This is a genomic window from Trinickia sp. (assembly GCF_051953405.1).
Classification (GTDB): Bacteria; Pseudomonadota; Gammaproteobacteria; order Burkholderiales; family Burkholderiaceae; genus Trinickia.
Window position 1 is genome coordinate 23,763 of record NZ_JBQCIV010000115.1, and the last position, 22,938, is coordinate 46,700.

Below are 22,938 nucleotides of genomic sequence, written 5' to 3' on the forward strand. Positions count from 1 at the left end.
GGCAGTCGCGCTCCAGCTAGGGCGGCGGGTCACGCGCCGCTATGGGGCGGCTGGGGTGACTCACGTAGTCCTAGGAGGTCGAGGTAAGTGCCCAGCGATCGGTGGACCGATTCCGCAACCAGCCGCGTGATACCGGAAAAGTCGCCATTCGCGCAGGCTTCGTCGAGAACGTCGTAGTAGGCCAGGCGGTCCTCTTTTCGAATGACCGCGGGCGGATGACCCCGCTTCATCAGCTCGAAGTTCAACAGCAGCCGTCCGGTCCGGCCGTTGCCGTCCACGAACGGATGGATTTTCACGAATCGCGTATGCAGCTCGGCGGCACGCGCGATCGGATTCATTGCAGCGGCGCCTTCGTACCAAGCCACGAGAGCAGCCATTTCGGCTGGCAGATGCAGGAAGTCGGGCGGCGTCGTGCTCGCCCCGGAGATCGCCATGTTCTCTTCACGATAGCGCCCCGCCTCACCATCATCGATTCCCTTTAGCACCAAGCTATGGATATTGCGGATCTGCCACTCGGTGAGCGCCTCGTGTTTCGCGACGATCTCTTCGACGTAGAAAATTGCCTCGCGGTGGTTCGTCGCTTCGAAGTGCTCGCGCAGCGATTTGCCGCCCACGGTGATGCCTTCGAGCACGACTTTGGTCTCGCGCAGCGTCAGCGTGTTGCCTTCGATCGCGTTGGAGTGATAGGTCCATTCCAGCGCCAGCTTTTCGCGCAGCGACGCAAGCGAGTGTCGTGGCAACGGACGCGCCGCATCCAGCTTTGCCTTGTCGGCGTCGACAGCTTCCAGCAGGATTTTTAGGGATGCGTCCATGGGATTTCGATTCGGCGGCGGCTAACGACTCTCCTTGAGAGCGCCCATCATTCAGGTGCGCGCTCACCCTGGGATCGGCGCCTGCAGCACGTCACGGTCGTTCCTGATCGGCGTCGGTCGCGATTTTCCCACAGGTAGGCACCCGTTGACGGCGCCGCAGGCCGCTTCCTAACGCTGCGGCAACAAGGCCGACGGTCTCTTCACGTATCAACAATGCATCTCGCTCGCGGATATCGAGCGACCCGATCGGACGCGGCGGTCGAAAGATCCGGTGCAGCTTGCGCTTGACGTGCACACGTGTCCGTCGAACCCGAAGCAGCTTCGTACCCGAAAGCCGAGCCGTCTTCCACCTAGCATGGGCGACAGGTATGAAATAAGTTTTTGTTTAATAAGAATGAGCGCGCCTCGAATGTGACGCCGCTTGCTGAATCCAAGGCCGGCTAAATCCGCAGGGGCCCGCATTCCACACAGGTTTTCCGAGCGATGCGGATTATCGTGGCTTCAGCAAATTCATTCCCGTGATCGAAACGTTCCAATGAGCGCCCCCGACTTTACCTCACCACTTAGCACTTTACGGGGCCGCGCTCTGCGGGGGCGCTTTCAGCGGGACGCCGCATACGTCGGGCTTTTCTCCGCGGTCAGCTACGCTGTCGACTATTCGTTTCAACTGGTCGACACTTTCTGGGTCGCACGGCTCGGCACAGGGGCCGCGACGGCGCTTGCTCTGATTACCGCGATTATCTATGTGGTGATGGCCCTCAACGAAATCGTTGGCGTTAGCTCAGTGGCCCTGCTGTCGCAAGTAGACGGACGAGAAACACCGCGCGAGTTCGGTCGACTTTTCTGGTCTATTGTCGCCCTCAAGTTCGTGATTGGACTGCTTTTCGTCACGGCGTTCATCGTCTACGTACACTATGGGCTGAACTGGTTACAGGATGGGTCCATTAGAGGGTATACGATCAGCTACGCACGCGTTATTTGGCCGTCCCTGATCATCGTTCCAACCTATTCAACGATGATGACGGCGATGCGCATTAGTGGCCAAGCTGCGCTCGGCGCCACCTTCTCGATCGTCGCCTTCTTGCTCAATTTTTGCCTTGTACCGGCATTGACCTTCGGCTATCTAGGACTGCCCGCGTTGGGTATTTCCGGTGCGGCTTGGGCCACGATCCTCGCGCAGGCCATCGTACTGGTGGCCGCCCTGCTGGCATTGCTCCACGGAAAATATGGCGCAGCGATCCGCCAATGTGGCGGGCCCAAGATCAGCAAGACGACGATAGCCGACCTGATTCTCATTGGTCTGCCGGTAGGTGGCGTAATGCTCATCGCCAATCTCGAACAGGCTGCAATCGTCGCGATTGTGGCACATCATTCCGCTGCTGTTAGCGACGGGCTCAGCATCGCCAACCGGTTGTTCGGATTTGTCTATATGGTGAATTTTGGCGTTGCGGCGGGGGTATCGATCACTGTCGGCCGGTTCGTCGGCGCCGGCGAAACGGCGATCATCAAATCAGCCTTACCAAACTTTCTCGTAGGGGCTGTAGTCGTCGCAGGTTTGATCTCCGTTGCATTGGCGTCGTTCGCCACCCCACTAATCAATACTTTCACCGGCAGTAACGTATCGGCCGAAGCGGCCAAAACTTATCTGTGGTTTATGGTGCTGGTCAGCACGGCGAATTGCTGCTTCCTCGTCTATAGCGGTGTCTACGAGGGGCTTGGAAGGAACTGGCCCGTCTTCTTTGCCGCTGTTGTCGCACATGTCTTGCTGGAAGGGCCGCTGCTAGTCGCCGCCATGTTCGTGAACAGTGCCCCGCTAGCAGCGCTCTGGTTCATTGTCGCGATCGGATCGCTTGCCGCTGCTGTCGCCATAGGCGCAATGTGCCGCGGGACACTCAGCCGCTAGAGACTACTGCCCCCCCATCTGCAACTCAAATGACAACGCCGTCGGAGGAATCAGTAAGCGCTTTCGCACCTGCTTTCTGCACCCCAGTAGCGCCCAATTCGCCGTCGCGCTCGCGCGCAACGGTTACGCGACAGACCCGATCTATGCGCACAAGCTCAGCAGCATCATCCGGGCTCACAAGCTCGATCAATACGACGCCAAGGCGGCCCATCAATGATGCGCCGTGCGATCGCCGTCGCGGCGCTGCTCGCCAGTTGCCACGCCTGGGCCGGAGGAAAAGCCGTTCTAACCGGCGATGAAGCAGCCACCACGGCGGCCGACATCACGCGCGACTATCACTTGTCAAAGAACAAAACGGAATGCCTGCGGTTCGATACCGCGGACAAGGGACGTCATTTCCTCGTGCGCGTGCGGGAGAACCACACGGAAGCTTGCGGCGGGGAGCCCGGCTTCTCTCCCGTGCTGTTCTTCCTCAAAATCCGCAAACGCGATGGCTACACGGTCACGACCGCGTACGACAGTGAGCATTATCGCCCACTGAAACCGCGCCGCAAGCAGTAACCCCAAATCTGCGCGCCGGCAAATTGCTTCACGCCGGCGCTATAGCCGTGACAATCTGGCGAAACTGCTTTTCCAACAATGACTTGCTTCGTCTCCAAAGCACGAACCCACAGCTTTATCAACAGAATCTGTGGATAACGCGCCTCGGCGCAGCGATGATGCGGACGTCTTCCTTCCTAAAGCGATGGTTTGGCGAAGAAGTCCAACTGCCGTGGGTCTTTGTTGGCAGTGACGGTCGCCTCTTCCGGCTTCGGCGTAATGCGGAAGAAGTCGGGGTCAACCCCGGCATTGCTGGCTGCTCGTAACCAAGTGGGCATCTCTCCTTGCCCGTTCCACTCATTGCCCCGATGGTCGCGAAAGCGTGCCTGGTGCGCCAAGTCCTGCTCGATTGATTCCGCAAGCGCTTCCGGCGTGATGCCGAACTCCTCCATGCGACGACGGATCCATCGGATGAGGCGTGCGCGCGCCTCGTCGTCTGCGATTCTTCCTTTCACCATAGTCGTGTTTTTCGAGTCCTACCCGTGAAGGCACTTGGCGATCGCGAACAACATCGAGATCACCGCGAAAACGAAGCAAGCCTTCCAGTTGCCGATGATGAGTGGCATCTTCGCTCGTTTGTTCGGCGTCATACCCCGCGCTCGCACCCCAAAGTAGATGAACGCGGCAGCCATTACTACCGGCACGACGACGTTATACGCAGGGCCGAAGACCTGGCTTCCGTAGGTCTGTGACATTCTCTAATCCTTTTACCCGTTTTCCTATCGATTCGCCTCACGACACGCGCGCAAGCATCAACGCGGCTTGCAGCAAGCCAAGGAACTGGATAACAACGTAGACGCGGCTCAACCAGAACCAGATACGCAGTCTGACGTTGGGCGCGCACCTCCACATTGCAATCAGCAACCATGCTGCGGCTATTCCAAATGCGATGAGACCAACGTACTCCGGCCACACGGAGGACCGATCGACGCCGTCCGATGGCGCGCCCACAGCAAATTTTCGAGCAATCATCGTCAAAAGCAGGAACGGCATCCAGAGAACCCAGAAGACTTTGTACAGCCGCTCATTGCCGCTAGCTGCCCGAGAAAAAATGTGGTCCTTCATGCTTCTCACGTTCGTGTTTTCGCGGTGTTTACCTGCACCTCTCGCTACTGGAACAGGGAGAGAAATCGTGCCTTGTCGGCCTCGTAAGCGGCATGGCTAGTAGCGCTCATTTCAAGGACCAGTTGCTCCCACACTAAGTACACCGCTGCCCGCTCGGTCTTGGCTATCGCGATGTCAACGCCGGCGGCCTGCGGTACGGCCGCCGTGAGCACCGCGGCCGTCTCGGAGTATAGGGCCATCTGGCGCTCGGCGCAGGCGGTGATCTGTTCGTAGGTCAGGCTAAACGACGTTGGCATGTTTGGCTTCCTTGAAAGACGTGGCGATACCGGCAACGCCGGCGTGTTTTCCGTCCTACTTCATCATCGCTGCATCAATCTCCAACCTGGCAGCAGCAGCAGATTGTTCTTCAGGCGCGATGCCCGGTATCGGCTCACCGACAGGTACAACCGCATGCCGGTCGATCAGCACAAAGCGGCGAGGAGGGCGACCTTGCGCAGTCACCACGTCGCGCATCATGTCCTCTGCGCTGTCGTAGAGGCCCTTGCGCCACTTCTTCCCGGATTCAACCATTTCCCTCTCCGTTTTCCGACTCAATAGTTACGTTTTAGGCAAATCAACGAAGTATGTCCTCCACCCAACGTCCCGTGATACAGATCTATGCTTCCCTCGTGCTCGAGAATCGCCACCACGCACGCTCTCAGAGAGTCGGTCCACGTCCACCCATCGGAGGGCTTGGGGACCGCGTTCGAGATCGCTTCGTAGAGCGATTCTTTCGGGGGATTCACGCTCTTGCTCCGCGTGATTCGGAATAGGCCCTTCTTGCTACTCTTCTTGATGGCGTTGAGGATTGCAATCCACTCCTCATGCGTCAGCATGAAATTCCCGCTGCTGCTTGCGCGTCCGATTGACGTGTCGATGCGCACACCTTGACCGGTGCGTCGATATTGAAAGATACCTTCCTGCCTATTGCTATGCCGCCCGAGCGTCTGCATAACCTTCATCGTCGTCCCCCGGTCAAGGAGTTCACGCCGTGTTTTCCCACGCATCACGACGGTCCGTTACTCTAGTGATCCGCGCGTCTCAGGACGAAACCTGACGATGTCGTGGGCGCCCAGTTGATCAGCGCCATGAGCCCGGTATCCGAATAGAGGGGCCGATTGACAAGCGCCGAAATGAGTCCCCCGTCCGGATGAAAAACGAGCCTATGCCCGTCAAGACTTCGGATCAGGAAGAGCGTCGGGCGGCTTCGTCCTCTGCTAACGCAACGGACTACCTCCGAGGCGTGAGGCGCATCACTGCTAGCGAAGTTGTGCGCAATACGATCGCCCGGATAGCCACAATCGTCCAAAACGTATTCCTGCTCTTTCTTGCCATCATGGATTACGAGAACCGCTGGAGTCTTGCCCTGCCCGTCGGCGGTCAGGAAGCGGACGTCGATGCGGGTCGCATGCGTGAACTTGTACGAAAACTGGTCAACGACGTCGTACGAGCCTTGCAAATCCGCAAGCGTATTGGGATCCGACGGGACGTTGGCGCACCCCGTTAGCGAACATACGGCGCCTGCCAAGACTGATAGACAGAGTACAGAACCTTTCTTCAACGAGTTCTCCTTTGATCGAGCGACCGCGGGGCTTGGCTTTCGCAGCCGCCTCGGCCGTTTTCCTACCTGTTTTTGGTCTGGTCATCCGCCGCGGCGCCTTGAACGCAGCCCTGAAAATACAGCGCCTCTCCCTCGCCGGGCGTTCGTGTACCGGGAGGGTGCGAATACGCCTGCGCAACCGATTGGAGGATGATTTTTCTCAGACTCTCTCTACTCTGCTCGTCGGTGATTGACGCGATCTGAGGCCCAAGCACTGTGCTGACGTTCATATTTAGAATGGCGTTATCGGTCGCGCTTCGGTCCGTACCGGCATTGCGTTGCTGGTAGATCCAATTGACGACTTTACCGACTCGACTGCATGCATCAACACGGATCGAGAGGGGCGGGGAGTGGGTCTGCCCAGCTGCCCACGGGGTGATAGCCGCGCTCATCAGAACGAGCGTTGCTCGCACGAACATCAGCTGACGCCTCTCAATAATCCGATTTTCCATGCTGTCTGTTTTCCGCTCCGCTTATTCGTGACCGCCATTTATGCGATATATCGTGTTGTCAACGTCTGCCTGCGCTTGCTTCAAGCGCGTACACAAGCCTTGCGGCCCTTCTGAGTCGCCACATTTGCTCTCTGCGGTCGCCATCTGAATCTGTTCGTTCGCGGCACGAGCGGCCGACAACTGTGACTCTTTGGAGTCGTCGGACGCTTGATGCTGGCTGCACCCACAAGCGGTCACCACAACGAGCGCAACGATGTATGCGGCGGTTCTCATTGTTACCGTTTTCCGATTCACCGCGCGAGTTCGCCGCGCTTCCATTTCTTCCAGAGCGCTGCGGCCATGTAGCAATCGTGCCAGTTATCCGCCTCGCACTCGTCTGTCACACCGCGAGGCACGGTTGGTACTTCGTCGCCGATGTAGTAGGCGTACGTCGCATCTAAGCCCGGTCCGTTTATCGGGTCTGTGCCCGGGTCGGGCGGCCACCGAATGTTGGAGGTGATTATCAACATGTCGTCGTGCGTCGATTTGATCGTTTCAGTCTCGCACAACTGAAGCAGGTCGAAGAGCCTTGGCAAGTCACATGCGGTTCCATTGAAACTGACGATGGTCCCCTCCGCAGACAGGACGCGCTTCGCACCCTCGATCATTTTCGCTGCGCCACGATACGCCGTATAGATCTCAGTGTGGACGTCCAAGACGCCCACGATCGTCGTACCCCAGTCGAAGGCCAGAACTTCGTTCATGGTATCGCTCTATTTTCCGTGGTGTCGGTGCCAAACGAACCAAAGGGTACCGACAATGCCGACGCCACCGCTGCCGAGGGCGATGACACCCAGTCCAGAAGCGAACTTGCCTGTACGCGTCTTCATAATCAGACCTCGATGCTTTCCGCTTCGGCGGCTTCCCAAAGGCGTTTCGCCTCTTCGGCGACGGTGTTGACTTCGCCTTCGTCAATATCTGTGAAGCAGTGCAGTTCTGACCCAGCACGCACCAGCAGATCAAATGCCATCATCACGAGCATCCGATAGACGGGGCGATCAAACAGGCGAAGGTATTCGAGTTCCGTCATCCGTTCGCGGCCCGCGTGACGCGAAATTAGGCTCGTCAGGTTCGGATGGACAAACGCACAAAGAATTCGATAGTGTAAATACATGCCGCCAAGGCCGACATCCTTGAGCTTTTGCTCAAGCTGAATCCGTTCTCGCCCAGTCTTTGCAAGTTCGTCCCGCACCGGTTCGTCTCGTGCCTTCCACTCACCAACTGTCCGCGTCATCTCTTCCGGCGCATTGTCGAGCGTCAGAATGTCGTTAAACATCGCGACGTTGGCACGTGCGTTCTCCCAACGCAACTGATCGAGGTAGTCAGCGCTCGCGGACAAGTTCATCAGGTCTGCAACGCCCTCAAGCATCGAGCGAATCGGTCCCGCCGCGTGGCTCGCGTGTCCGGCGTCTATAAGGCACATCGCCGCGCGGAACTGTTCGAAGATCGTCAAGATAAGGCAAGCGCCGATGCGCGCTTCGCCAGAGTCCTCGACGTTCGCGCGTGCGATCAGTTTTTCAAAATTTCCGAGCGTCACGGCGGCAGCGCCCCGGACCGGTTCCGGCCTTGTCATAGGACGTCCTTTCGTTCGATGTGCCCTTACTGTTTTCCGAAGTCAGGCGCGGTTCGCGAGAGCGCGCTCGATCTTCTTGTCCGTCTTGTACTGGCTCAGCGCGTAGACAGACCAAATCGCAGCCGGAATCCAGCCGATGATAGTGATCTGAAGCAGCAGGCAGATGATTCCCGAGAACGGGCGGCCAATCGTGAAGAACTGCAGCCACGGCACGATCAGGGCAAGCAAAAGACGCATTTTGGTCCTCGTGCGGTTTAACGTTGTCTTGATACCGGCAACCGGCCGGTACGGCGAGACACACCGAAATTTTCCCCGCTTCGGCGATGGCCCGCTTCTCTAATCCCGAAATCCTGCCCGGAAGCCACCACCGCACAACTGTCAATTCTGATAGGGCCCTTTGCCTCTTTCCATGAAATGACTCCGCGCACGACGGAGGCTAACCTAACGTTACGGGATCGCTATCCATAAGACGTTTAACGGCCGCGAGACTGGGTTTTCCCGTTTATCGGCTTGTGCCGTGATTACTTAATCAACTGCATCCCTGCGACCTTCGAAGCCGCCACGTCGAACGTTGCGGTGTACTCGCACTCGGCTACATACCCTGATCGCTCGATCAGGCAGTCTGCGAAATCGGCCTTCGCAGACGCCACGAAAACACGAAGCGCCTTTCGAACCGTGTCAGCAGCTTCAACCACCAGCTCCTTCGTGGCGATCATCGAATCGATGATGTCCTTCATCTGCTCGCGTTCAACGCCGTAACAGCGCCCGAGCACCCACACGACTTCGATCAGCGCGGCCTGCGAAACATATCCCGGCCGTTCGGCCGACAGGGATTCCATCAGCGCGGTCGCCTTTTTCGACTGCACGGCGTCGTCCTGCGCAAAATAGCGGACCAACACGTTCGTATCCAGTCCGATCATCGCGCAGATGCCCCCTGCTCGGCGATGGCCTGGTTCATGTCCTCGATCGACACCGGTTTCGCGGGCTTCTTCACGATGCCCTTGAGCGACGCGAGCGAGCGCGTGGCCGGATAAAGCTCATACCGGCCCGTCGCCTCGTTGAAGCTGAATTCGATTCGGTCGCCGGACTCGAGGCCAAGTTGATTACGCACGTCTACCGGAATGGTGACCTGGCCCTTTGAAGTGATGGTTGCAGCTGTCATCGTGACACCTCCATAATTCCTTACTTTAAGGTAAGGCAATCAGAAATGCAAGGGCAGACCATGGACGCGCCGCACCGTCCGAGACTAGCGACATTGGCTCGCACACGGCAATTCCAGACCCCCTACAACAAACTCGGCGTCCCCACCCACATCAACAACGCATCGCGCTCCCCGGTATTTTGCCAATGGTGCGCATCGGTCGAATCGTAGTGCGCCGAATCGCCTTCGCCGAACACATACGTCTTCCCTTCCAGCGTCAGCGTCACCGTCCCGGACAGCACGTACCAGAACTGCTCCCCCGCTCGCGCCGTGATTTCATCGAGTTGCTGTCCCGCGGGAATGCGCACGAGCAGCGCCTCCATCTGCCCGCTCTCGGTGATCTGCGTCAAACGCGCAAACCGGTTGTCCGCACCCGCGAAGCCGAAGAACGTCAATCGATCCCCACGCGCCACATATCGCTCTTCGCGCGGCGCGTCGAGCAGATACTGGATCTTGACGCCGAGCACACGCGCAATCGCCATCAACGTCGCCACCGAAGGCCGAGCAAGACCGCGCTCGACCTGCGACAGAAACGGCGTCGAAATACCCGCACTCGTGGCCACTTCGTCGAGCGTCAACGATAAATGCTGCCGCAGCGAGCGAATCTTCGGCCCGAGCACCGTCGAACTCGGCCGCTCGTCCTCCAACCACGCGCCTCGTTCATAAGTTTTTCGGTGTCGCGTCATGCGGTCTTTCACGAGGGCTCCGTTTCCGGATCAGGCAGCCGTTCTCCCGCCGCGTCGCCCACTCTGCCCGGCGGCGTCGCACCGGGACGCCCACGGTTGCCCGTCGCCCGCATCACGATATAAAAGGCAATCGGCGTGAAAACGAGCCCCAGCACCGTCGCCGCAATCACCCCTCCGAACACGCCCGTGCCGATCGAATGACGGCTTTCGGCACCGCCCCCGCTCGAGAATACCAACGGCACCACGCCCAACAAGAACGCAGCCGAAGTCATGACGATCGGACGGAAACGCATCGCGCACGCCTGCACGATGGAATCGACAAGCGGCACGCCGCGCGCCTGCGCATCGCGCGCGAACTGCACGATCAAGATGGCATTCTTGCCGGCCAAGCCGATCACCGTCACCAACCCGATCTTGAAGTAGATGTCGTTCGGCAAGCCGCGTAGATGCATGGCCGCCACCGCGCCGATCATGCCGAGCGGCACGACGATCAGTACCGACAGCGGAATCGCCCAGCTTTCGTAGAGCGCCGCGAGCGCCATGAAAACCGCCAGCAGCGACAAGCCGATCAGCAGCGGCGTTTGACGCGCGGCTTGCGTTTCGGCAAGCGCGGCATCCGCCCAATCGTACGCGGTGCCCTGCGGCAACTGCGCCGCGTGTCGCTCCATTTCGGCCATCGCCGCACCCGAGCTGGTCCCGTCCGCCGCACGCCCCGTAATATCGAGCGACGGATAGCCGTTGTAACGCGCCAGCATGATCGGGCCGCGCGACCATCGCAGCGAGGCGAATGCGGAAAACGGCACCATCTTGCCCAGCGCGTTGGGCACCGACAGGTTCAATAGATCGGCATCCGTCATGCGCGCGGACGAATCCGCCGCCACCAGGACCCGCAGCATCCGGCCTCCCGCCGGGTAATCGTTGACGTAGGTCGTCCCGAACGTACTCGCAAGCGTGGCTTGGATCGCCTCGAACGAAACGTTCATGGCATACGCTTTCGCGCGATCGATCTCGAGGACGACACGCGGCGCATCCGGCAACGTCTCCGAATGCACATCGGCGAGCAACGGGCTCTTCTTCGCCAAATCGAGCAGACGTTCGCGCGCCGCTTCGAAATCCGCACGGCTCATGCCGCCGCGGTTTTCGAGGTGGAACGTGAATCCTTCGGCATGGCCCAAGCCCGGCACCGAAGGCGGCAATTGCGCGACCACGTCGGCATCGCGAATTTTTTCGAAGGCGTCATTGAGCGTATCGCGCAGCGCCAACGCACCGACCTTCCGATGCGACCAATCCTTCAAATCGATGAACGCCATCCCGACGTTCGGCCCGCTGCCGGAAAAACTCCAACCGATCACGGTCGTCACGTTCGCAATCGCACTTTGTCGATGAAGGATGTCTTCTACTTCACGAACCACGCCGTACGTCCGCTGCTGCGACGCGCCGGGCGGCAATTGCACCATCACCTGAAGCTGCCCCTGATCTTCCGTCGGCAGAAAGCCCCCCGGCAACGACGCATACATCACCGCGCCCGCGCCGATCAACGCGAGGTGAATCGCGAACAGCCGCTTGGGCGAGCGCATGAACCGGGCAATCATGCCGCGATAGCCGTCCGACGCCCGCTCGAATCCCGTCAGGAATTTCCCCGTGAATCCACCCGACGCGTGCGCATCGTCTTCGGGTACTTTGAGCAAGTTCGCGCACAGCGCAGGCGCCAGCGACAACGCCATGAATGCCGAGACGAGAATCGCGGCGATCATTGCGATGGAGAACTGCCGATAGATACCGCCCACGCCGCCCGAGAAGAACGCCATCGGCACGAACACCGAGGTCAGCACCGCCGTCACGCCGACGATGGCGCCGCCGATCTGAGCCATCGCCTTGCGCGTGGCATCGCGCGGCGAAAGCCCTTCATCGCGCATGATCCGCTCGATGTTCTCGACGACGACGATCGCATCGTCGACCAGAATGCCGATCGCGAGCACGAGCCCGAACAGGGTGAATACGTTGATCGACAAGCCGAATACGTACATCGCCGCGAATGCGCCCATCAGCGCCACGGGAATGACCACCGTCGGCACGAGCGTATAGCGCAAATCGCGCAAAAACAGCCACATGACGCAAAAGACAAGCACGATCGCTTCGAGCAACGTCAGCACCACTTCGCTAATCGCGATTTTCACGAAATGGGCACCATCGAAGGGGATTTCGACTGCAATGCCGGGCGGCAGCGTCTTCGACAACTCGGCGATCCGTTTGTGAATCGCATTGGAAGTCGCCAACGCATTGCCGAGCGGCCCGAGCTGAATGCCGACCGTCGCGGCCGTTTTGCCGTTCAGGCGCGACCAGAACGTATAGCCGTCGGCCCCCAGCTCGACACGCGCCACGTCGCCGAGCCGTACCACGGAACCGTCGGGCTGCGCTTTGAGCACGATCGCCGCGAATTGCTCGGGCGTGCGCAACTGACCGCGCACGCTCACCGAAGCCGTGATCGCCTGGCCGTCCACCGCCGGCGCGTCGCCGATCGCCCCGGCCGTCACCGTGGCGTTCTGCGACTGAATCGCCGCATTGACGTCGGCGGGCGAAAGACCGTATTCGCGCAGCTTCATCGGATCGAGCCAGACCCGCATCGCGCGATCGGCATCCCATAGCTGCGCCGAACCGACGCCCGGCGTGCGCTTCAGTTCGCGCAGCAAGAAGCGGTTCAGGTAATCGCTGAGCGCGGTCGAATCGCGCGTGCCGTCCGTCGAGACGAGCGTCACCAGCATCAAGAACGTATTCGCCGCCTTAAAGACGCTGATCCCTTGCTGCACGACCTGCTGCGGTAAGCGCGACTCGATCTGCTTCAACCGATTTTGCACGTCGACCATCGCCAAATCGGGGTTCGTGCCCGGCTCGAACGTGACGTCGATCTCCAGATCGCCCAGCGCATCGCTCGTCGTCTCGTAGTACTGCAGACCGTCCGCGCCGTCCAAGCTCTGCTCGATCAAGCTCGCGACGTTGCTATCGACCTCTTCCGCCGATGCACCCGGATAAAACGCGGCGATCACGACGCGCGGCGGCGCGAGGCGCGGGTACTGCGCCACGGGCAGCATCGGCAACGCCAACACGCCCGCGATGATGATCGAGAGCGCGACGATCCAGGCGAAAACGGGACGATCGATGAAAAATGACGGCAAGTGCCAACCCTCATGTCTTATTGTTGTCTGCGCGACGATCGTTGGTTCAAAGCGTCAATTCGAACGACTTCGCGAGCACCCCCGGCAATGTCATTCCGCCCGTGGCGCGCTCGCCCCAAGTCGAATCGTTGAGCATCAATTCCGGTTCCGCGTCGAGCCGCTCGAGTTGATCGCCGAGCAAGCGATACAGACTATCGTCGAAGCGCATCGCTTCGACCGGCGCCACGATGCGTCCGTTCTCCACCCAAAAGGTGGCGAAGCGCGTCATGCCCGTCATTCGGCAATGCATGCGATCCGAGAAGTTGACGTACCAAAGATTGCCGACGTAAAGGCCGGTATCGAGCGCGGACAAGACGTCTTCCCCGCGCAAATCGCCGCCTTCCATCGCGAGCGATGAAGCCGGCTCCTCGGCGAGCGCACCGTTCGGCGTCAACCCGTACTCGCGCGCACTGCGCGCATCGGTCAGCCGCTGCGCACCGCGGCCGTTCGTCACGAGCGGTACGCTCTCGCGCAGGTAGCCGTCGTCGTTGAAACCCGGCGTAATCCCCAGGCCAAGCTCTTCGGTGATCGTCACGCGTGGATCGAACACCGCCTCGCCCTTATGCAGCTTGTAAAGCACACTGCGCGAGGTGGCTTGCCCACGCGCGGAGAATCCTTCGTACGCGACGCTCTCGATCAACGAACCCAATGCCGACGCCGTCAGATACGTGCGATACCGTCCCGGCATCAGCACGCGCGGTGTGCGGCCGAGAATCGGCAGCCGCGCGGCCGCCTCCTCCACCTTATGGGCAAAGACCGCATCGTCCCAAGCGTCGCCCGCGTATTCGCTCTTGATCGCTCGCCCGCTGCGGTCGTAAAGCGACCAGCTGAAGTTGAAGTTGTCCACTTCGTACCAGCCCCGGCTACCGACGGACGAAGCAAAGCCTCTCGCCATGGTGCCGCCCGCGTAAAAGCCGACGAAATCGAGCCCCTGCGCGCATTCGGCCACCGTGCGCACGAGCGCTTGCGGTTCCGGCAAGCGTCCCGAGCGCTGCGTCGATTGCGTCCATGGCGACTGGCCGAACAAAAGGTGAGGATCTTCGGGAGCCTCCCGCAAGCTCGCGCGCAGCACGGCAAGCGCTTCCGATGCCTCGTGCATGTCGGCATCCAATTGGCCGCCCACCGTCATCGTCGAATAGGCCTGCCGCATCCCATCGATCAATCGCAGTGTCAGCTTGCCTTGCGAGACGGTGCCGATCTGCCGGACTTTGCCCCGATTGAAGCGAATGAACTCCGAGTGCTCCGCGGAAAACGAAAGCAGGGCGATTTCGCTGCCCGCGCGCAGCCGCTCCACGCCTTGCGCAAGCGCGTCGAAATGGCGCTGCCAATCGAATGTCGCCATTACGCTCCTCCGAATACGTCGACGTCGGCAAATACGCAAGCCGGCGATGCGTGCCCGACGTGGATAACCTGCGCGGGCTCGCCCTTGCCGCACAGCGGCGTGCCATACGCTTCGCGCGTCGCCTCGTTGCCGACGGCTTTCAGGCTTCGCCAAAAACTCGCGGACACGCCGCGATAGTTCGGCTGTTTCACCACCGTCGTCAATCGGCCGTTTTCGATCAGTTGACCGAACTCGCAACCGAATTGAAATTTGTTGCGGCGGTCGTCGATCGACCACGACGTGTTCGTGCGCATGAGGATGCCGCGCTCGATGCCCGCAATGAGATCCGAAAACGAACTGCCGCCGGGTTCGATGTTCAAGTTCGCCATGCGATCGATCGGCGCGCGATTCCAGTTCGACGAACGCGAATTGGCCACGCCGGCTAGCTGCGCGCGCTGTTGCGATAACGTCCCGCCGAGCGGCCGTTCGAGCACCCCGTTGCGAATCAGGTACTGCTTGCTGGCGGGCGCCCCTTCATCGTCGAAGGCATAGGAGGCAGCCTGCTCCGGCAGCGAGGGGTCGAACGTCACGTTGAGCAGCGCCGATCCATAGCGATAGGTGCCGAACATATCGGGCGTCACGAAGCTCGAACCGGCGAAGTTGCGCTCGTCGCCCAGAATGCGGTCGAGTTCCAGCGGATGACCGATCGACTCGTGAATCTGCAACATCATCTGATCGGGCATCAACAGCAGATCGCGCACACCCGATGGACAATTCGGCGCGGCAAGCAATTGCAGCGCTTCGTCGGCCACGGCCACGCCAGAACCGTCGAAGCGGTAGCGCGCGAGAATTTCCATGGCGCCTTGCGCGAGCAGCGCCTGGAAGCCGCCGAGCGTACGCACCTGCGTATCGCCGTTCGCGTGCGCCACGACCGTCATTTGCGGCATCAAGTAGCGAAACCGCTGCTCGATGCGCACGCCGTCGCTCGTCACGTAAAGTTGATCGCTATGCGCCACGCGCATGCCGGCGGTGCGCTCGACAATCCGCGCATCGATCGCCGCGGCCGCGCACTCGGCGGCTAAGCGATCGATCCATTCTCCCCGCGTCGGCAGCGCGGTTTCCGCATTCGGCGAACGGTAGGTGCCGCTCGCGGTAGGCCGGGGCGCGCTGCGGTGGTCGATCAGCGTCACGCCCGCCGATGCGCGCGCACGCGCGCCAGCAAGATCGAGCGCGGCCTGCAGGCCTGCCGTCGACAAATCGGCCGTCGCCGCATAGCCCGCGCCGGCGCCGCACCATGCCGTCAGCAACGCGCCGCGATCACGGATGGTCGCGAACGGTTGCACCACGTCGTTGCGCACGGTGTGCTCGTCCGTGCGGTCGTCTGCGATCCGGAGCGACCAAAACTGCGCGTCGCTTTTCAGGGCGGCCGCCGAGCGCGCCCACTGTTCGTCGATCATGCGATAGCCTCGTTGGCATCCGCTTCGGGCATCTGCATCGACGCCGCGAGCAGCGATTGCGTGTAAGGGTGCGTGGGCGAGCGCAGCACGTCGAGCGTATCGCCCGACTCCACGATGCGGCCCGACTTCATCACGACGACGCGATGCGCCATCGCCCGCATGACCGCCAAGTCATGCGTAATGAACAGGTAGCTGAGGCCGTACTTCTTTTGCAGGCGCGTGAGCAGCGCCAACACTTGTTGTTGCACGGAGACATCGAGCGCGCTCGTCGGTTCGTCGAGCACCAGCAGCTCGGGCTCGACGGCCAGGGCCCGCGCAATCGCGATCCGCTGCCGCTGTCCGCCGGAAAACTCGTGCGGATAGCGCAGCAGTGCGTCCGCCGGGAGCCCGACTTCCTCGAGCAGCTGCGCGACGCGATCGCTTCGCGCTGGCTCGCTAAGATTGGGTTTATGCACACGCAGACCTTCGCCGACGATCTGCTCGACCGTCATGCGCGGCGACAACGAGCCGAACGGATCCTGAAACACCACCTGCATCCGGGCGCACAGCGCGCACCATTGGGCGCTAGACGAACGATAGCTCGCGAGCGGGCGGCCGCCGATGCGGATGTCGCCCGACGCCGCGCGCTGCAGGCCCAGCACCGTCGAAGCCAAGGTCGATTTGCCCGAACCCGATTCGCCGACGATACCGAGCGTTTCGCCGCGTCGCAAAGTCAGGTCCACATCCTGGAGCGCACGAAACTTCGCGCTGCCGAACAAGCCGCGCAGGCCCTTCGCACTCGTCCGATAATCGACGGCTAGGCCCGCGATTTCAAGGACATGCTTCGAATCGGCCGGTACCGGTTCGACGCATCGGCGCGGCTCGCTATCGAGCAAGCGTTTCGTATAGGGGTGCTGCGGATTGGCGAACAACGCATCGGTGGCGTTCGTTTCCACAAGCACGCCCTTTTCCATCACGGCCACGCGCTGCGCGAACCGTCGTACGAGATTCAGGTCGTGCGTGATCAACAGCACCGCCATGCCGCGCTCGGCGGCCTCCTGTTCCTGCAGCCCGATCAGCAAATCGACGATCTGTTGACGGACGGTCACGTCGAGTGCCGTGGTAGGCTCGTCCGCCAGCAGCAGCCTCGGCCGGCACGCGAGCGCCATCGCGATCATCGCGCGCTGACGCTGTCCGCCCGACAACTGATGCGGGAAGCTATCGATACGGCGCTCCGGTTCGGGAATGCCGGTACGGCGCAGCAGTTCGATGCCGCGTGCGCGCGCCGCGTTCGGCCGCAAGCCCTCGTGCAAGCGCAAGCTTTCCGAGATTTGCTTGCCCACCGTATAGAGCGGATTGAGCGCCGTCATCGGCTCCTGGAACACCATCGCGATATCGGCGCCGCGAATGCCGCGCATTTGCTGCTCCGTCTTGGCCAGCAAATCCTCGCCTTCGAACACGATGCGACCCGACACCGTCGCGTGGCGGTCCAGCAGACCCAAGATCGACAGCGCGGTCAAACTCTTGCCCGATCCCGATTCGCCGACGAGCGCCACGCGCTCGCCGCGCGCGATCGCCAAGTTCAATTCCTGAACGCACTGCTTCGCGCCGAAACTGATCGAAAGATTTTCGATGCTCAGCAAAGGATTCGTTTTCATCACTTCGCTCCTCCGAACGCCGAGCCGCGATTGCGCGTGTCGAGCGCGTTACGCAATGCATCGCCCATGAAGGTCAGCAAGAGCAGCGTGACGACGAGTGCGGCGAACGCCGACACCGAAATCCACCAGGCGTCGAGGTTGTTCTTGCCCTCCTGCAAAAGCTCACCCAAGCTCGGCGTGGGGGGCGGTACGCCCAAACCGAGGAAGTCCAAGCTGGTGAGCGAGAGAATCGCCGCGCTCATGCGAAACGGCAAGAACGTAATCACGGGCGTCAAACTGTTCGGCAGCACGTGGCGCCAAATGATCTGCCAGTTGGAGAGCCCCATCGTTCTCGCCGCCTTCACGTAATCGAGCGAGCGGTTGCGCAGAAATTCGGCGCGCACGTAATCGGACAACACGAGCCAACCGAACATCGACAGCAAGATAAACAGCAGCCACAGCGTCGGCTCGAAGATCGACGCGAAGATGATCAGCAGATACAGATCGGGCATCGAACTCCAAATTTCGATGAGCCGCTGCCCGATCAGGTCCGTCTTGCCGCCGTAGAAACCCTGCAGTGCGCCCGTGAGCACGCCGAAGAACACGCCCGATATCGTCAGCGCCAGCGCCATCAATACCGATACTCGGAAGCCGTACAGCAGCCGCGACAGCACGTCGCGGCCGAACTGATCGGTGCCGAGCCAATTCGACGACGACGGCGGGGCCGGAAACGGCCGCACGGCGAAATAATCGATCGTGTCGTAGTAGTTATGGTTCGGCGGATAGATCGCAAAATTGCCGTTCGATTCGATATGCGAACGGATATACGGGTCGAGGTAGTTCGTCTTGGCGGGGAAATCGCCGCCGAACTGCGTCTCCGGGTACTCCTTCACGATCGGAAAGTAGTAATGGCCTTCGTAGCGAACGACGAGCGGCTTGTCGTTGCACAGCACTTCGCCGATCAAGCTGATCGCGAAGAGCGACACGAAGATCACGAGGCTCCAATAACCGAGCCGCTGCGTTTTGAAGCGCAGCCAGGTGCGCCGCCATGGCGAGATCGACGCTACCGGCACGAGGGCCGGCTTAGCGGTCCATGCGGTCGAATTGGATGCGGGGGTCGACGAGGACATAGCAGACGTCAGCAATCAGTTTTGTTACGAGGCCGATCAAGGTGAACAGGAACAGCGAGCCGAGCACTACGGGGTAGTCGCGGCGAATCACCGAGTCGTACGAAAGCTGGCCCATGCCGTCGAGCGAGAACAATGTCTCGATCAGCAAGTTGCCGTTCAAAAAAGCACCCACGAAAGCGGCCGGCAGGCCCGTGAGCAAAGGGATCGCCGCGTTGCGCAGCACGTGCTTCCAGAGCACGTCGCGCTCGGGCGCGCCTTTCGCGCGAGCCGTCAACACATATTGACGGCCGATCTCCTCGAGAAACGTGTTCTTCGTGAGGATCGTGACGATGGCGAAATTGCCGACCACCGATGCCGTGACGGGCAGCACCATGTGCCAAAGATAATCGAGGACCTTGCCGATGGTGGTCAGGTCGTCGAAATTATCGGACGTTAGCCCACGCATCGGGAACACGTCCCAGAACGTGCCGCCGCCGAAAAGCATCAACAGCAGCACGCCCAGCACGAAGCCCGGGATCGCATAGCCGATCAGCACCAACACGCTGGTGACCGTATCGAAGCGAGATCCGTTACGGACGGCCTTTGCAATCCCGAGTGGAACGGAGACCGCATACGTCAGAACGATCGTCCAAAGCCCGAGCGAGATCGAAACGGGCAGCTTCTCCTTGATCACGCCCCACACGCTCTCATGCTGAAAGTACGACTGGCCGAGATCGAAGGTGGCGTAATGCTCGAGCATCAAGAAGTAGCGCGTGAGCGGCGGCTTGTCGAAGCCGAACTGCTTCTTGATCTGCTCGATCTGCTGCGGATCGACGCCTTGGCTCGCGTGATAGCCGCCGCCCCCGCCTCCACCGCCATCGCCGCCGTGGTTGGCCCGGCCATGCCGCAACTGCGTGACCATCTGCTCCACCGGGCCGCCGGGAACGAATTGCGTGACGACGAATGTCAGCGAGACAACCCCGATCAAGGTCGGAATCATCAGCAGCAAACGCCTGAGAATGTAAGCAAACATAGGACTCCTCAGTGTTCCGACAACTCAATGCGCCGCGGCGGATGCCGAGGTCTTGACGGCGGTGGCGCCATGCGGCCGCGGGAACCAGTAATCGATGATCCAGTCTTCGGATTGATACGTATCGGGAACCACGCGCGGGTGTCCGATCGTCGTCTTGTAGGCGATCCGGACATTGCGCTCGTAATACTGCGGCACCACGTAATACTCGTTGATCAGCACGCGGTCGAGCGCGCGCGTTGCCGCTTCGAGGTCGTCGAGATTCGCGGCGGATACCGCCGCGTGGATCAGTGCATCGACCGCCTTCGAACGAATGCCGGGGTAATTTTCCGAGCCGACCTCCGAAGCTGCCTTGCTGCCGAAGCGGCGCTCCAGTTCGATGCCCGGGATCGTCACGGGCGGATAAATGTACGTGGTCATATCGAACTGGAAACTATCCAGCCGCTTTTGATACAGCGCGCTGTCGATCTCGCGCATATGGGCGTCGATACCCAACGTTTGCAGCGCCTGCGTGTAAGGAATCAACAGGCGGTCGAACCCCGGCTCGTCGTCCATGATCTCGATTTTCATCGGCTCGCCCGCGGCATTACGCAGCGCGCCGTCGCGATAGTGCCAGCCCGCTTCGCCCAGCAGCTCGCGCGCTTTGACCAAATTCGCGCGCAGCGAACCCGGCGGCTTCGTGCTGGGCTGCTGCACCATCGGGCCGAAGACCTCCGGCGGCAGTTGCGAGCGGAACGGTTCGAGCAGCTTCAGTTCCTGCTCGCTCGGCATGCCGGTCGCGCCGAACGGGCTCGCATCCCAGAAGCTGTTCAACCGCGTATAGATGCCGTAGAACATCATCCGGTTCATCCAGTCGTAGTCGAATGCCAGGGCCAACGCATGGCGCACGCGACGATCTTGAAACTCCGGCTTGCGCGTATTGATCATGAAGCCCTGCATCTGCGCCGGGCCATCCGGGAATGTTTCCTTCTTGAGCAGCCCGTTGTCGAAGTTCTTGCCGACATACTTGCGCGCCCATTGCGTCGCGCTGTACTCGCGATCGACGTCGTCGTTGCCGGCCTTGAATGACTCGAGCTTCGTATATTGATCGAGATACAGCTTGAAAACGATCCGATCGAAATGGAACATGCCGCGGCGCGAGGGCAAATTCGCCGCCCAATAGTTCGGATCGCGACGATAGACGATTTGCTTATCGTTCTTGCGTTGCTCGACCAGATACGGGCCGCTCGCGATCGGCGGGTCCACAGCGATTTGATCGAACGGCAAACGCTTGCCGTTCGGCTGCACGCCCCATTTCGGCGAGAACACCGGGAGATCCCCCGCAATCAGCGGGGCGGCGCGCGAGTTGTCGTAGAAGTCGAAACGCACGGTCGAACGATCGATGACCGTCGCACGCTTCAGTTCCGAGAACTGCGACGAAATCGTCGGCGACGCCTGCTGACTCTTGAGCGTATCGAACGAGTACTTGACGTCGGCCGCGGTGATCGGGTCGCCGTTCGAGAAATGCGCCTTCGGATTGATGTGGAACGTTGCCGACAACCCATCGGGCGCCACTTCCACATCGTCGGCGATCAGCGGATATTCGGAGGCCAATTCGTCCCAGCTCCGCTGCATCAGCGTGTCGAACATCAGGTTTCTGACGTCCGGCGCAGCCTGGCCGCGCACGATGAACGGGTTGAGCGAATCGTAGCTTTGCGACTGATCGTAATTCTGAAACTTGAGCGTTCCCGTATTCGGTGCATCGGGGTCCGCATAATCGAAGTGCGTGAAATTCGGCGGGTATTTTAAATGGCCGAATTGCGCGATCGCGGGCTGGGCCTGGGCGCCGAAGGCGAACGCCAGTCCGAACGCCGTCGCGAACGCCAGGCGAAACATTAAAGGTCTCATCTTCCCAGTGCGGGTGGACACGCGCCGATCGTGACCGGCGCGCCATTCATCGGAGCGGTAGAGCGCGAAGCACGGGCCGTCGCGGGCATCGCTGCCGCACGACGGCCTGCTCCCCCCCTAGCGCCGCCTCACTTCGACGCTACCAGCAGCCAGAGCTGGGCCAAATCGCTCGACCCGTCGGTGCCTTTCACCGCGCGCAGCGCTTGCACCGCGCGCGCCTTTTGTCCGGCGATGTAATAGGCGATACCCAAATGGAGTTGCGCGTGATCGGGGTGATCGAGCCCGCCCTTCGCGATCGCCGCTTCCATCATCGAAAGACCTTGTTGCGCCTTACCGGCAAATACAAGGTTGAAGCCCTCGTCGATCGGTGCAGGCGGATTCGCCTTGTCGACGCCGGCTGCCGCACGCTTGGCCGCGAGCGCTTGCAGACGTTTCTCGCGCTCGGCCTGCGCGTCGTGACCGAGCACCCCCGACGAGAATCCTTGATCGATCACCTGCTTGCCTTCGGCCGGCGTGCCGGCGACGATCGCGAGCTGCGTCATCTCCATGTAATCGTCGACGCTGCTCAAAGCACCGGTGGCGCGGCGCAACCGGTACGTGTCGATGTCGAGACTGGACGCATAGCCGGGCTTATTGCGAATTGCCGTAAAGAGATCGTCCCAATACGACTGCTTCGGGTGATAGGCCACGAGCTTTTCGAGCGCGCCGCGATACGACGCGTCGTCCTTGACGCGCTGCGCGCACGTGCCCAGCAGTTGCAGCTGCGACTCGTCGGGCGTGCGGCCCGCGCGCACGTCGCCGTCGATCGTCGGCTTGAGCAGCTTCACGACGTTGCCGCAATCGTTCGACAGATAGTACGACTGCACGAGCAGCGTGCGCATTTGCGGATCGGTGCCGCCGGCCTTCAGGTAACGCTGCGCGACCGCGATGGCACGCGCGTAGTTATGCTGCTGAAAATAGACGCCGGCCAGCGTCGCGGTCACGCGCTGCTCGTCCTCGCCTTTGAGCTGTCCGCCGCTGAGCAAGCCTTCGTACGCCTGCGCCGCCGTGCCCGTATCGCCGGCCGCCATCGCCGCGGCGCCGCGCATTTCCTCGACCATGTACGTTTCGTACGGCGTCTTGTTCGGCACCGCGGCCGCTTGCGCGATCTTCCCGAGCGCGCCCTTGTAATTGTGGGCGCGGTAGAGCGTCTGTGCGTCGTTCAAAGGCTTGCCCACTTCGGGGCGAAGCGTATCGGCCGCAACGCTCGAGGCCGGTGCCGCCGCGAGTGCGAGGAATGCCGCGCTCGCCGCCGCAAGGGCGGCGTGCTTGAACCGTCGATGGATCGTTCGCATTG

Annotated in this window: 25 protein-coding genes; 3 read left to right on the plus strand and 22 right to left on the minus strand. The window is 60.9% G+C overall.

Annotated features, from left to right (window positions below; translation table 11 throughout):
• Nucleotides 1-29: 29 nt before the first annotated feature.
• Nucleotides 30-812, minus strand: coding sequence for a Fic family protein (locus ACTHN9_RS19715; protein ID WP_440538456.1), 783 nt, complete (start codon nucleotides 810-812; stop codon nucleotides 30-32).
• Nucleotides 813-1,347: 535 nt separating this feature from the next.
• On the opposite strand from ACTHN9_RS19715, the gene ACTHN9_RS19720 reads away from it, so the two are divergent.
• Both ACTHN9_RS19720 and ACTHN9_RS19725 read left to right on the plus strand, forming a co-directional pair.
• Nucleotides 1,348-2,715 carry an MATE family efflux transporter gene (locus ACTHN9_RS19720; protein ID WP_440538457.1) on the plus strand — a complete coding sequence of 456 codons (1,368 nt, stop codon included), beginning with the start codon at nucleotides 1,348-1,350 and terminating at the stop codon, nucleotides 2,713-2,715.
• Nucleotides 2,716-2,928: 213 nt separating this feature from the next.
• On the plus strand, nucleotides 2,929-3,276 hold the full coding sequence (locus tag ACTHN9_RS19725; protein WP_440538458.1) for a hypothetical protein: 348 nt from the start codon (nucleotides 2,929-2,931) through the stop codon (nucleotides 3,274-3,276).
• Between the two features lie 176 nt (nucleotides 3,277-3,452).
• Here the strand turns inward: ACTHN9_RS19725 and ACTHN9_RS19730 are convergent, their stop codons facing one another.
• From ACTHN9_RS19730 to ACTHN9_RS19755, 6 genes are all read right to left on the minus strand, one after another.
• Nucleotides 3,453-3,707, minus strand: coding sequence for an H-NS family nucleoid-associated regulatory protein (locus ACTHN9_RS19730; protein ID WP_440538459.1), 255 nt, complete (start codon nucleotides 3,705-3,707; stop codon nucleotides 3,453-3,455).
• A gap of 84 nt (nucleotides 3,708-3,791) precedes the next feature.
• The gene (locus ACTHN9_RS19735) at nucleotides 3,792-4,010 is read right to left on the minus strand and encodes a hypothetical protein (protein WP_440538460.1); all 219 of its coding nucleotides are present in this window, start codon (nucleotides 4,008-4,010) and stop codon (nucleotides 3,792-3,794) included.
• Nucleotides 4,011-4,047: 37 nt separating this feature from the next.
• On the minus strand, nucleotides 4,048-4,380 hold the full coding sequence (locus ACTHN9_RS19740) for a hypothetical protein (RefSeq protein ID WP_440538461.1): 333 nt from the start codon (nucleotides 4,378-4,380) through the stop codon (nucleotides 4,048-4,050).
• A gap of 44 nt (nucleotides 4,381-4,424) precedes the next feature.
• Nucleotides 4,425-4,676 (minus strand): hypothetical protein, encoded by a 252-nt coding sequence (locus ACTHN9_RS19745; RefSeq protein ID WP_440538462.1) that lies wholly within the window; start codon nucleotides 4,674-4,676, stop codon nucleotides 4,425-4,427.
• A 55-nt stretch (nucleotides 4,677-4,731) separates the two neighbouring features.
• Nucleotides 4,732-4,950 carry a hypothetical protein gene (locus tag ACTHN9_RS19750; protein WP_440538463.1) on the minus strand — a complete coding sequence of 73 codons (219 nt, stop codon included), beginning with the start codon at nucleotides 4,948-4,950 and terminating at the stop codon, nucleotides 4,732-4,734.
• Between the two features lie 20 nt (nucleotides 4,951-4,970).
• A complete protein-coding gene (locus tag ACTHN9_RS19755; RefSeq protein ID WP_440538464.1) occupies nucleotides 4,971-5,165 on the minus strand; it encodes a hypothetical protein in 195 nt (64 codons plus the stop codon).
• Between the two features lie 419 nt (nucleotides 5,166-5,584).
• On the opposite strand from ACTHN9_RS19755, the gene ACTHN9_RS19760 reads away from it, so the two are divergent.
• Nucleotides 5,585-5,926, plus strand: a complete 342-nt coding sequence (locus ACTHN9_RS19760; RefSeq protein WP_440538465.1) for a hypothetical protein — start codon at nucleotides 5,585-5,587, stop codon at nucleotides 5,924-5,926.
• Nucleotides 5,927-6,042: 116 nt separating this feature from the next.
• Here ACTHN9_RS19760 and ACTHN9_RS19765 read toward each other — a convergent pair whose 3' ends face one another.
• The 15 genes from ACTHN9_RS19765 to ACTHN9_RS19835 all read right to left on the minus strand — a co-directional run bounded on the left by ACTHN9_RS19765 (nucleotide 6,043) and on the right by ACTHN9_RS19835 (nucleotide 22,936).
• Nucleotides 6,043-6,471: a hypothetical protein gene (locus ACTHN9_RS19765; RefSeq protein WP_440538466.1), complete on the minus strand. Its 429-nt coding sequence runs from the start codon at nucleotides 6,469-6,471 to the stop codon at nucleotides 6,043-6,045.
• 290 nt (nucleotides 6,472-6,761) lie between these two features.
• Nucleotides 6,762-7,214: a hypothetical protein gene (locus ACTHN9_RS19770; protein WP_440538467.1), complete on the minus strand. Its 453-nt coding sequence runs from the start codon at nucleotides 7,212-7,214 to the stop codon at nucleotides 6,762-6,764.
• Between the two features lie 128 nt (nucleotides 7,215-7,342).
• The gene (locus ACTHN9_RS19775; protein ID WP_440538468.1) at nucleotides 7,343-8,083 is read right to left on the minus strand and encodes a DUF5677 domain-containing protein; all 741 of its coding nucleotides are present in this window, start codon (nucleotides 8,081-8,083) and stop codon (nucleotides 7,343-7,345) included.
• A gap of 42 nt (nucleotides 8,084-8,125) precedes the next feature.
• The gene (locus ACTHN9_RS19780) at nucleotides 8,126-8,320 is read right to left on the minus strand and encodes a YqaE/Pmp3 family membrane protein (RefSeq protein ID WP_440538469.1); all 195 of its coding nucleotides are present in this window, start codon (nucleotides 8,318-8,320) and stop codon (nucleotides 8,126-8,128) included.
• Between the two features lie 284 nt (nucleotides 8,321-8,604).
• Entirely contained in the window at nucleotides 8,605-9,003 is a 399-nt protein-coding gene (locus tag ACTHN9_RS19785; RefSeq protein WP_440538470.1) for a PIN domain-containing protein, read from the minus strand.
• Nucleotides 9,000-9,245 (minus strand): AbrB/MazE/SpoVT family DNA-binding domain-containing protein, encoded by a 246-nt coding sequence (locus ACTHN9_RS19790; RefSeq protein ID WP_440538471.1) that lies wholly within the window; start codon nucleotides 9,243-9,245, stop codon nucleotides 9,000-9,002. The genes ACTHN9_RS19785 and ACTHN9_RS19790 overlap by 4 nt, the downstream gene beginning before the upstream one ends.
• A gap of 122 nt (nucleotides 9,246-9,367) precedes the next feature.
• Nucleotides 9,368-9,970 carry a helix-turn-helix domain-containing protein gene (locus ACTHN9_RS19795; RefSeq protein ID WP_440538472.1) on the minus strand — a complete coding sequence of 201 codons (603 nt, stop codon included), beginning with the start codon at nucleotides 9,968-9,970 and terminating at the stop codon, nucleotides 9,368-9,370.
• Between the two features lie 8 nt (nucleotides 9,971-9,978).
• Nucleotides 9,979-13,143 (minus strand): multidrug efflux RND transporter permease subunit, encoded by a 3,165-nt coding sequence (locus ACTHN9_RS19800; RefSeq protein WP_440538473.1) that lies wholly within the window; start codon nucleotides 13,141-13,143, stop codon nucleotides 9,979-9,981.
• A 46-nt stretch (nucleotides 13,144-13,189) separates the two neighbouring features.
• Nucleotides 13,190-14,524, minus strand: coding sequence for a TldD/PmbA family protein (locus ACTHN9_RS19805; RefSeq protein WP_440538474.1), 1,335 nt, complete (start codon nucleotides 14,522-14,524; stop codon nucleotides 13,190-13,192).
• Nucleotides 14,524-15,960 carry a TldD/PmbA family protein gene (locus ACTHN9_RS19810; RefSeq protein WP_440538475.1) on the minus strand — a complete coding sequence of 479 codons (1,437 nt, stop codon included), beginning with the start codon at nucleotides 15,958-15,960 and terminating at the stop codon, nucleotides 14,524-14,526. The genes ACTHN9_RS19805 and ACTHN9_RS19810 overlap by 1 nt, the downstream gene beginning before the upstream one ends.
• On the minus strand, nucleotides 15,957-17,597 hold the full coding sequence (locus ACTHN9_RS19815; RefSeq protein WP_440538476.1) for an ABC transporter ATP-binding protein: 1,641 nt from the start codon (nucleotides 17,595-17,597) through the stop codon (nucleotides 15,957-15,959). Before ACTHN9_RS19815 ends, ACTHN9_RS19810 begins: the two co-directional genes overlap by 4 nt.
• Nucleotides 17,597-18,706, minus strand: coding sequence for an ABC transporter permease (locus ACTHN9_RS19820; protein ID WP_440538477.1), 1,110 nt, complete (start codon nucleotides 18,704-18,706; stop codon nucleotides 17,597-17,599). Before ACTHN9_RS19820 ends, ACTHN9_RS19815 begins: the two co-directional genes overlap by 1 nt.
• A complete protein-coding gene (locus ACTHN9_RS19825; protein ID WP_440538478.1) occupies nucleotides 18,660-19,718 on the minus strand; it encodes a microcin C ABC transporter permease YejB in 1,059 nt (352 codons plus the stop codon). The genes ACTHN9_RS19820 and ACTHN9_RS19825 overlap by 47 nt, the downstream gene beginning before the upstream one ends.
• A gap of 24 nt (nucleotides 19,719-19,742) precedes the next feature.
• Nucleotides 19,743-21,590 (minus strand): extracellular solute-binding protein, encoded by a 1,848-nt coding sequence (locus ACTHN9_RS19830; protein WP_440538479.1) that lies wholly within the window; start codon nucleotides 21,588-21,590, stop codon nucleotides 19,743-19,745.
• Nucleotides 21,591-21,730: 140 nt separating this feature from the next.
• Nucleotides 21,731-22,936 carry a tetratricopeptide repeat protein gene (locus ACTHN9_RS19835; protein WP_440538480.1) on the minus strand — a complete coding sequence of 402 codons (1,206 nt, stop codon included), beginning with the start codon at nucleotides 22,934-22,936 and terminating at the stop codon, nucleotides 21,731-21,733.
• Between the last annotated feature and the right edge of the window lie 2 nt (nucleotides 22,937-22,938).

Bases quoted from the DNA above. Each gene is read 5' to 3' on its own strand.
- ACTHN9_RS19715 (WP_440538456.1), bottom strand. From the start codon at position 812: ATGGACGCATCCCTAAAAATCCTGCTGGAAGCTGTCGACGCCGACAAG.
- ACTHN9_RS19720 (WP_440538457.1), top strand. From the start codon at position 1,348: ATGAGCGCCCCCGACTTTACCTCACCACTTAGCACTTTACGGGGCCGC.
- ACTHN9_RS19725 (WP_440538458.1), top strand. From the start codon at position 2,929: ATGATGCGCCGTGCGATCGCCGTCGCGGCGCTGCTCGCCAGTTGCCAC.
- ACTHN9_RS19730 (WP_440538459.1), bottom strand. From the start codon at position 3,707: ATGGAGGAGTTCGGCATCACGCCGGAAGCGCTTGCGGAATCAATCGAG.
- ACTHN9_RS19735 (WP_440538460.1), bottom strand. From the start codon at position 4,010: ATGTCACAGACCTACGGAAGCCAGGTCTTCGGCCCTGCGTATAACGTC.
- ACTHN9_RS19740 (WP_440538461.1), bottom strand. From the start codon at position 4,380: ATGAAGGACCACATTTTTTCTCGGGCAGCTAGCGGCAATGAGCGGCTG.
- ACTHN9_RS19745 (WP_440538462.1), bottom strand. From the start codon at position 4,676: ATGCCAACGTCGTTTAGCCTGACCTACGAACAGATCACCGCCTGCGCC.
- ACTHN9_RS19750 (WP_440538463.1), bottom strand. From the start codon at position 4,950: ATGGTTGAATCCGGGAAGAAGTGGCGCAAGGGCCTCTACGACAGCGCA.
- ACTHN9_RS19760 (WP_440538465.1), top strand. From the start codon at position 5,585: ATGCCCGTCAAGACTTCGGATCAGGAAGAGCGTCGGGCGGCTTCGTCC.
- ACTHN9_RS19765 (WP_440538466.1), bottom strand. From the start codon at position 6,471: ATGGAAAATCGGATTATTGAGAGGCGTCAGCTGATGTTCGTGCGAGCA.
- ACTHN9_RS19770 (WP_440538467.1), bottom strand. From the start codon at position 7,214: ATGAACGAAGTTCTGGCCTTCGACTGGGGTACGACGATCGTGGGCGTC.
- ACTHN9_RS19775 (WP_440538468.1), bottom strand. From the start codon at position 8,083: ATGACAAGGCCGGAACCGGTCCGGGGCGCTGCCGCCGTGACGCTCGGA.
- ACTHN9_RS19780 (WP_440538469.1), bottom strand. From the start codon at position 8,320: ATGCGTCTTTTGCTTGCCCTGATCGTGCCGTGGCTGCAGTTCTTCACG.
- ACTHN9_RS19785 (WP_440538470.1), bottom strand. From the start codon at position 9,003: ATGATCGGACTGGATACGAACGTGTTGGTCCGCTATTTTGCGCAGGAC.
- ACTHN9_RS19790 (WP_440538471.1), bottom strand. From the start codon at position 9,245: ATGACAGCTGCAACCATCACTTCAAAGGGCCAGGTCACCATTCCGGTA.
- ACTHN9_RS19795 (WP_440538472.1), bottom strand. From the start codon at position 9,970: ATGACGCGACACCGAAAAACTTATGAACGAGGCGCGTGGTTGGAGGAC.
- ACTHN9_RS19805 (WP_440538474.1), bottom strand. From the start codon at position 14,524: ATGGCGACATTCGATTGGCAGCGCCATTTCGACGCGCTTGCGCAAGGC.
- ACTHN9_RS19810 (WP_440538475.1), bottom strand. From the start codon at position 15,960: ATGATCGACGAACAGTGGGCGCGCTCGGCGGCCGCCCTGAAAAGCGAC.
- ACTHN9_RS19815 (WP_440538476.1), bottom strand. From the start codon at position 17,597: ATGAAAACGAATCCTTTGCTGAGCATCGAAAATCTTTCGATCAGTTTC.
- ACTHN9_RS19820 (WP_440538477.1), bottom strand. From the start codon at position 18,706: ATGTCCTCGTCGACCCCCGCATCCAATTCGACCGCATGGACCGCTAAG.
- ACTHN9_RS19825 (WP_440538478.1), bottom strand. From the start codon at position 19,718: ATGTTTGCTTACATTCTCAGGCGTTTGCTGCTGATGATTCCGACCTTG.
- ACTHN9_RS19830 (WP_440538479.1), bottom strand. From the start codon at position 21,590: ATGTTTCGCCTGGCGTTCGCGACGGCGTTCGGACTGGCGTTCGCCTTC.
- ACTHN9_RS19835 (WP_440538480.1), bottom strand. From the start codon at position 22,936: ATGCGAACGATCCATCGACGGTTCAAGCACGCCGCCCTTGCGGCGGCG.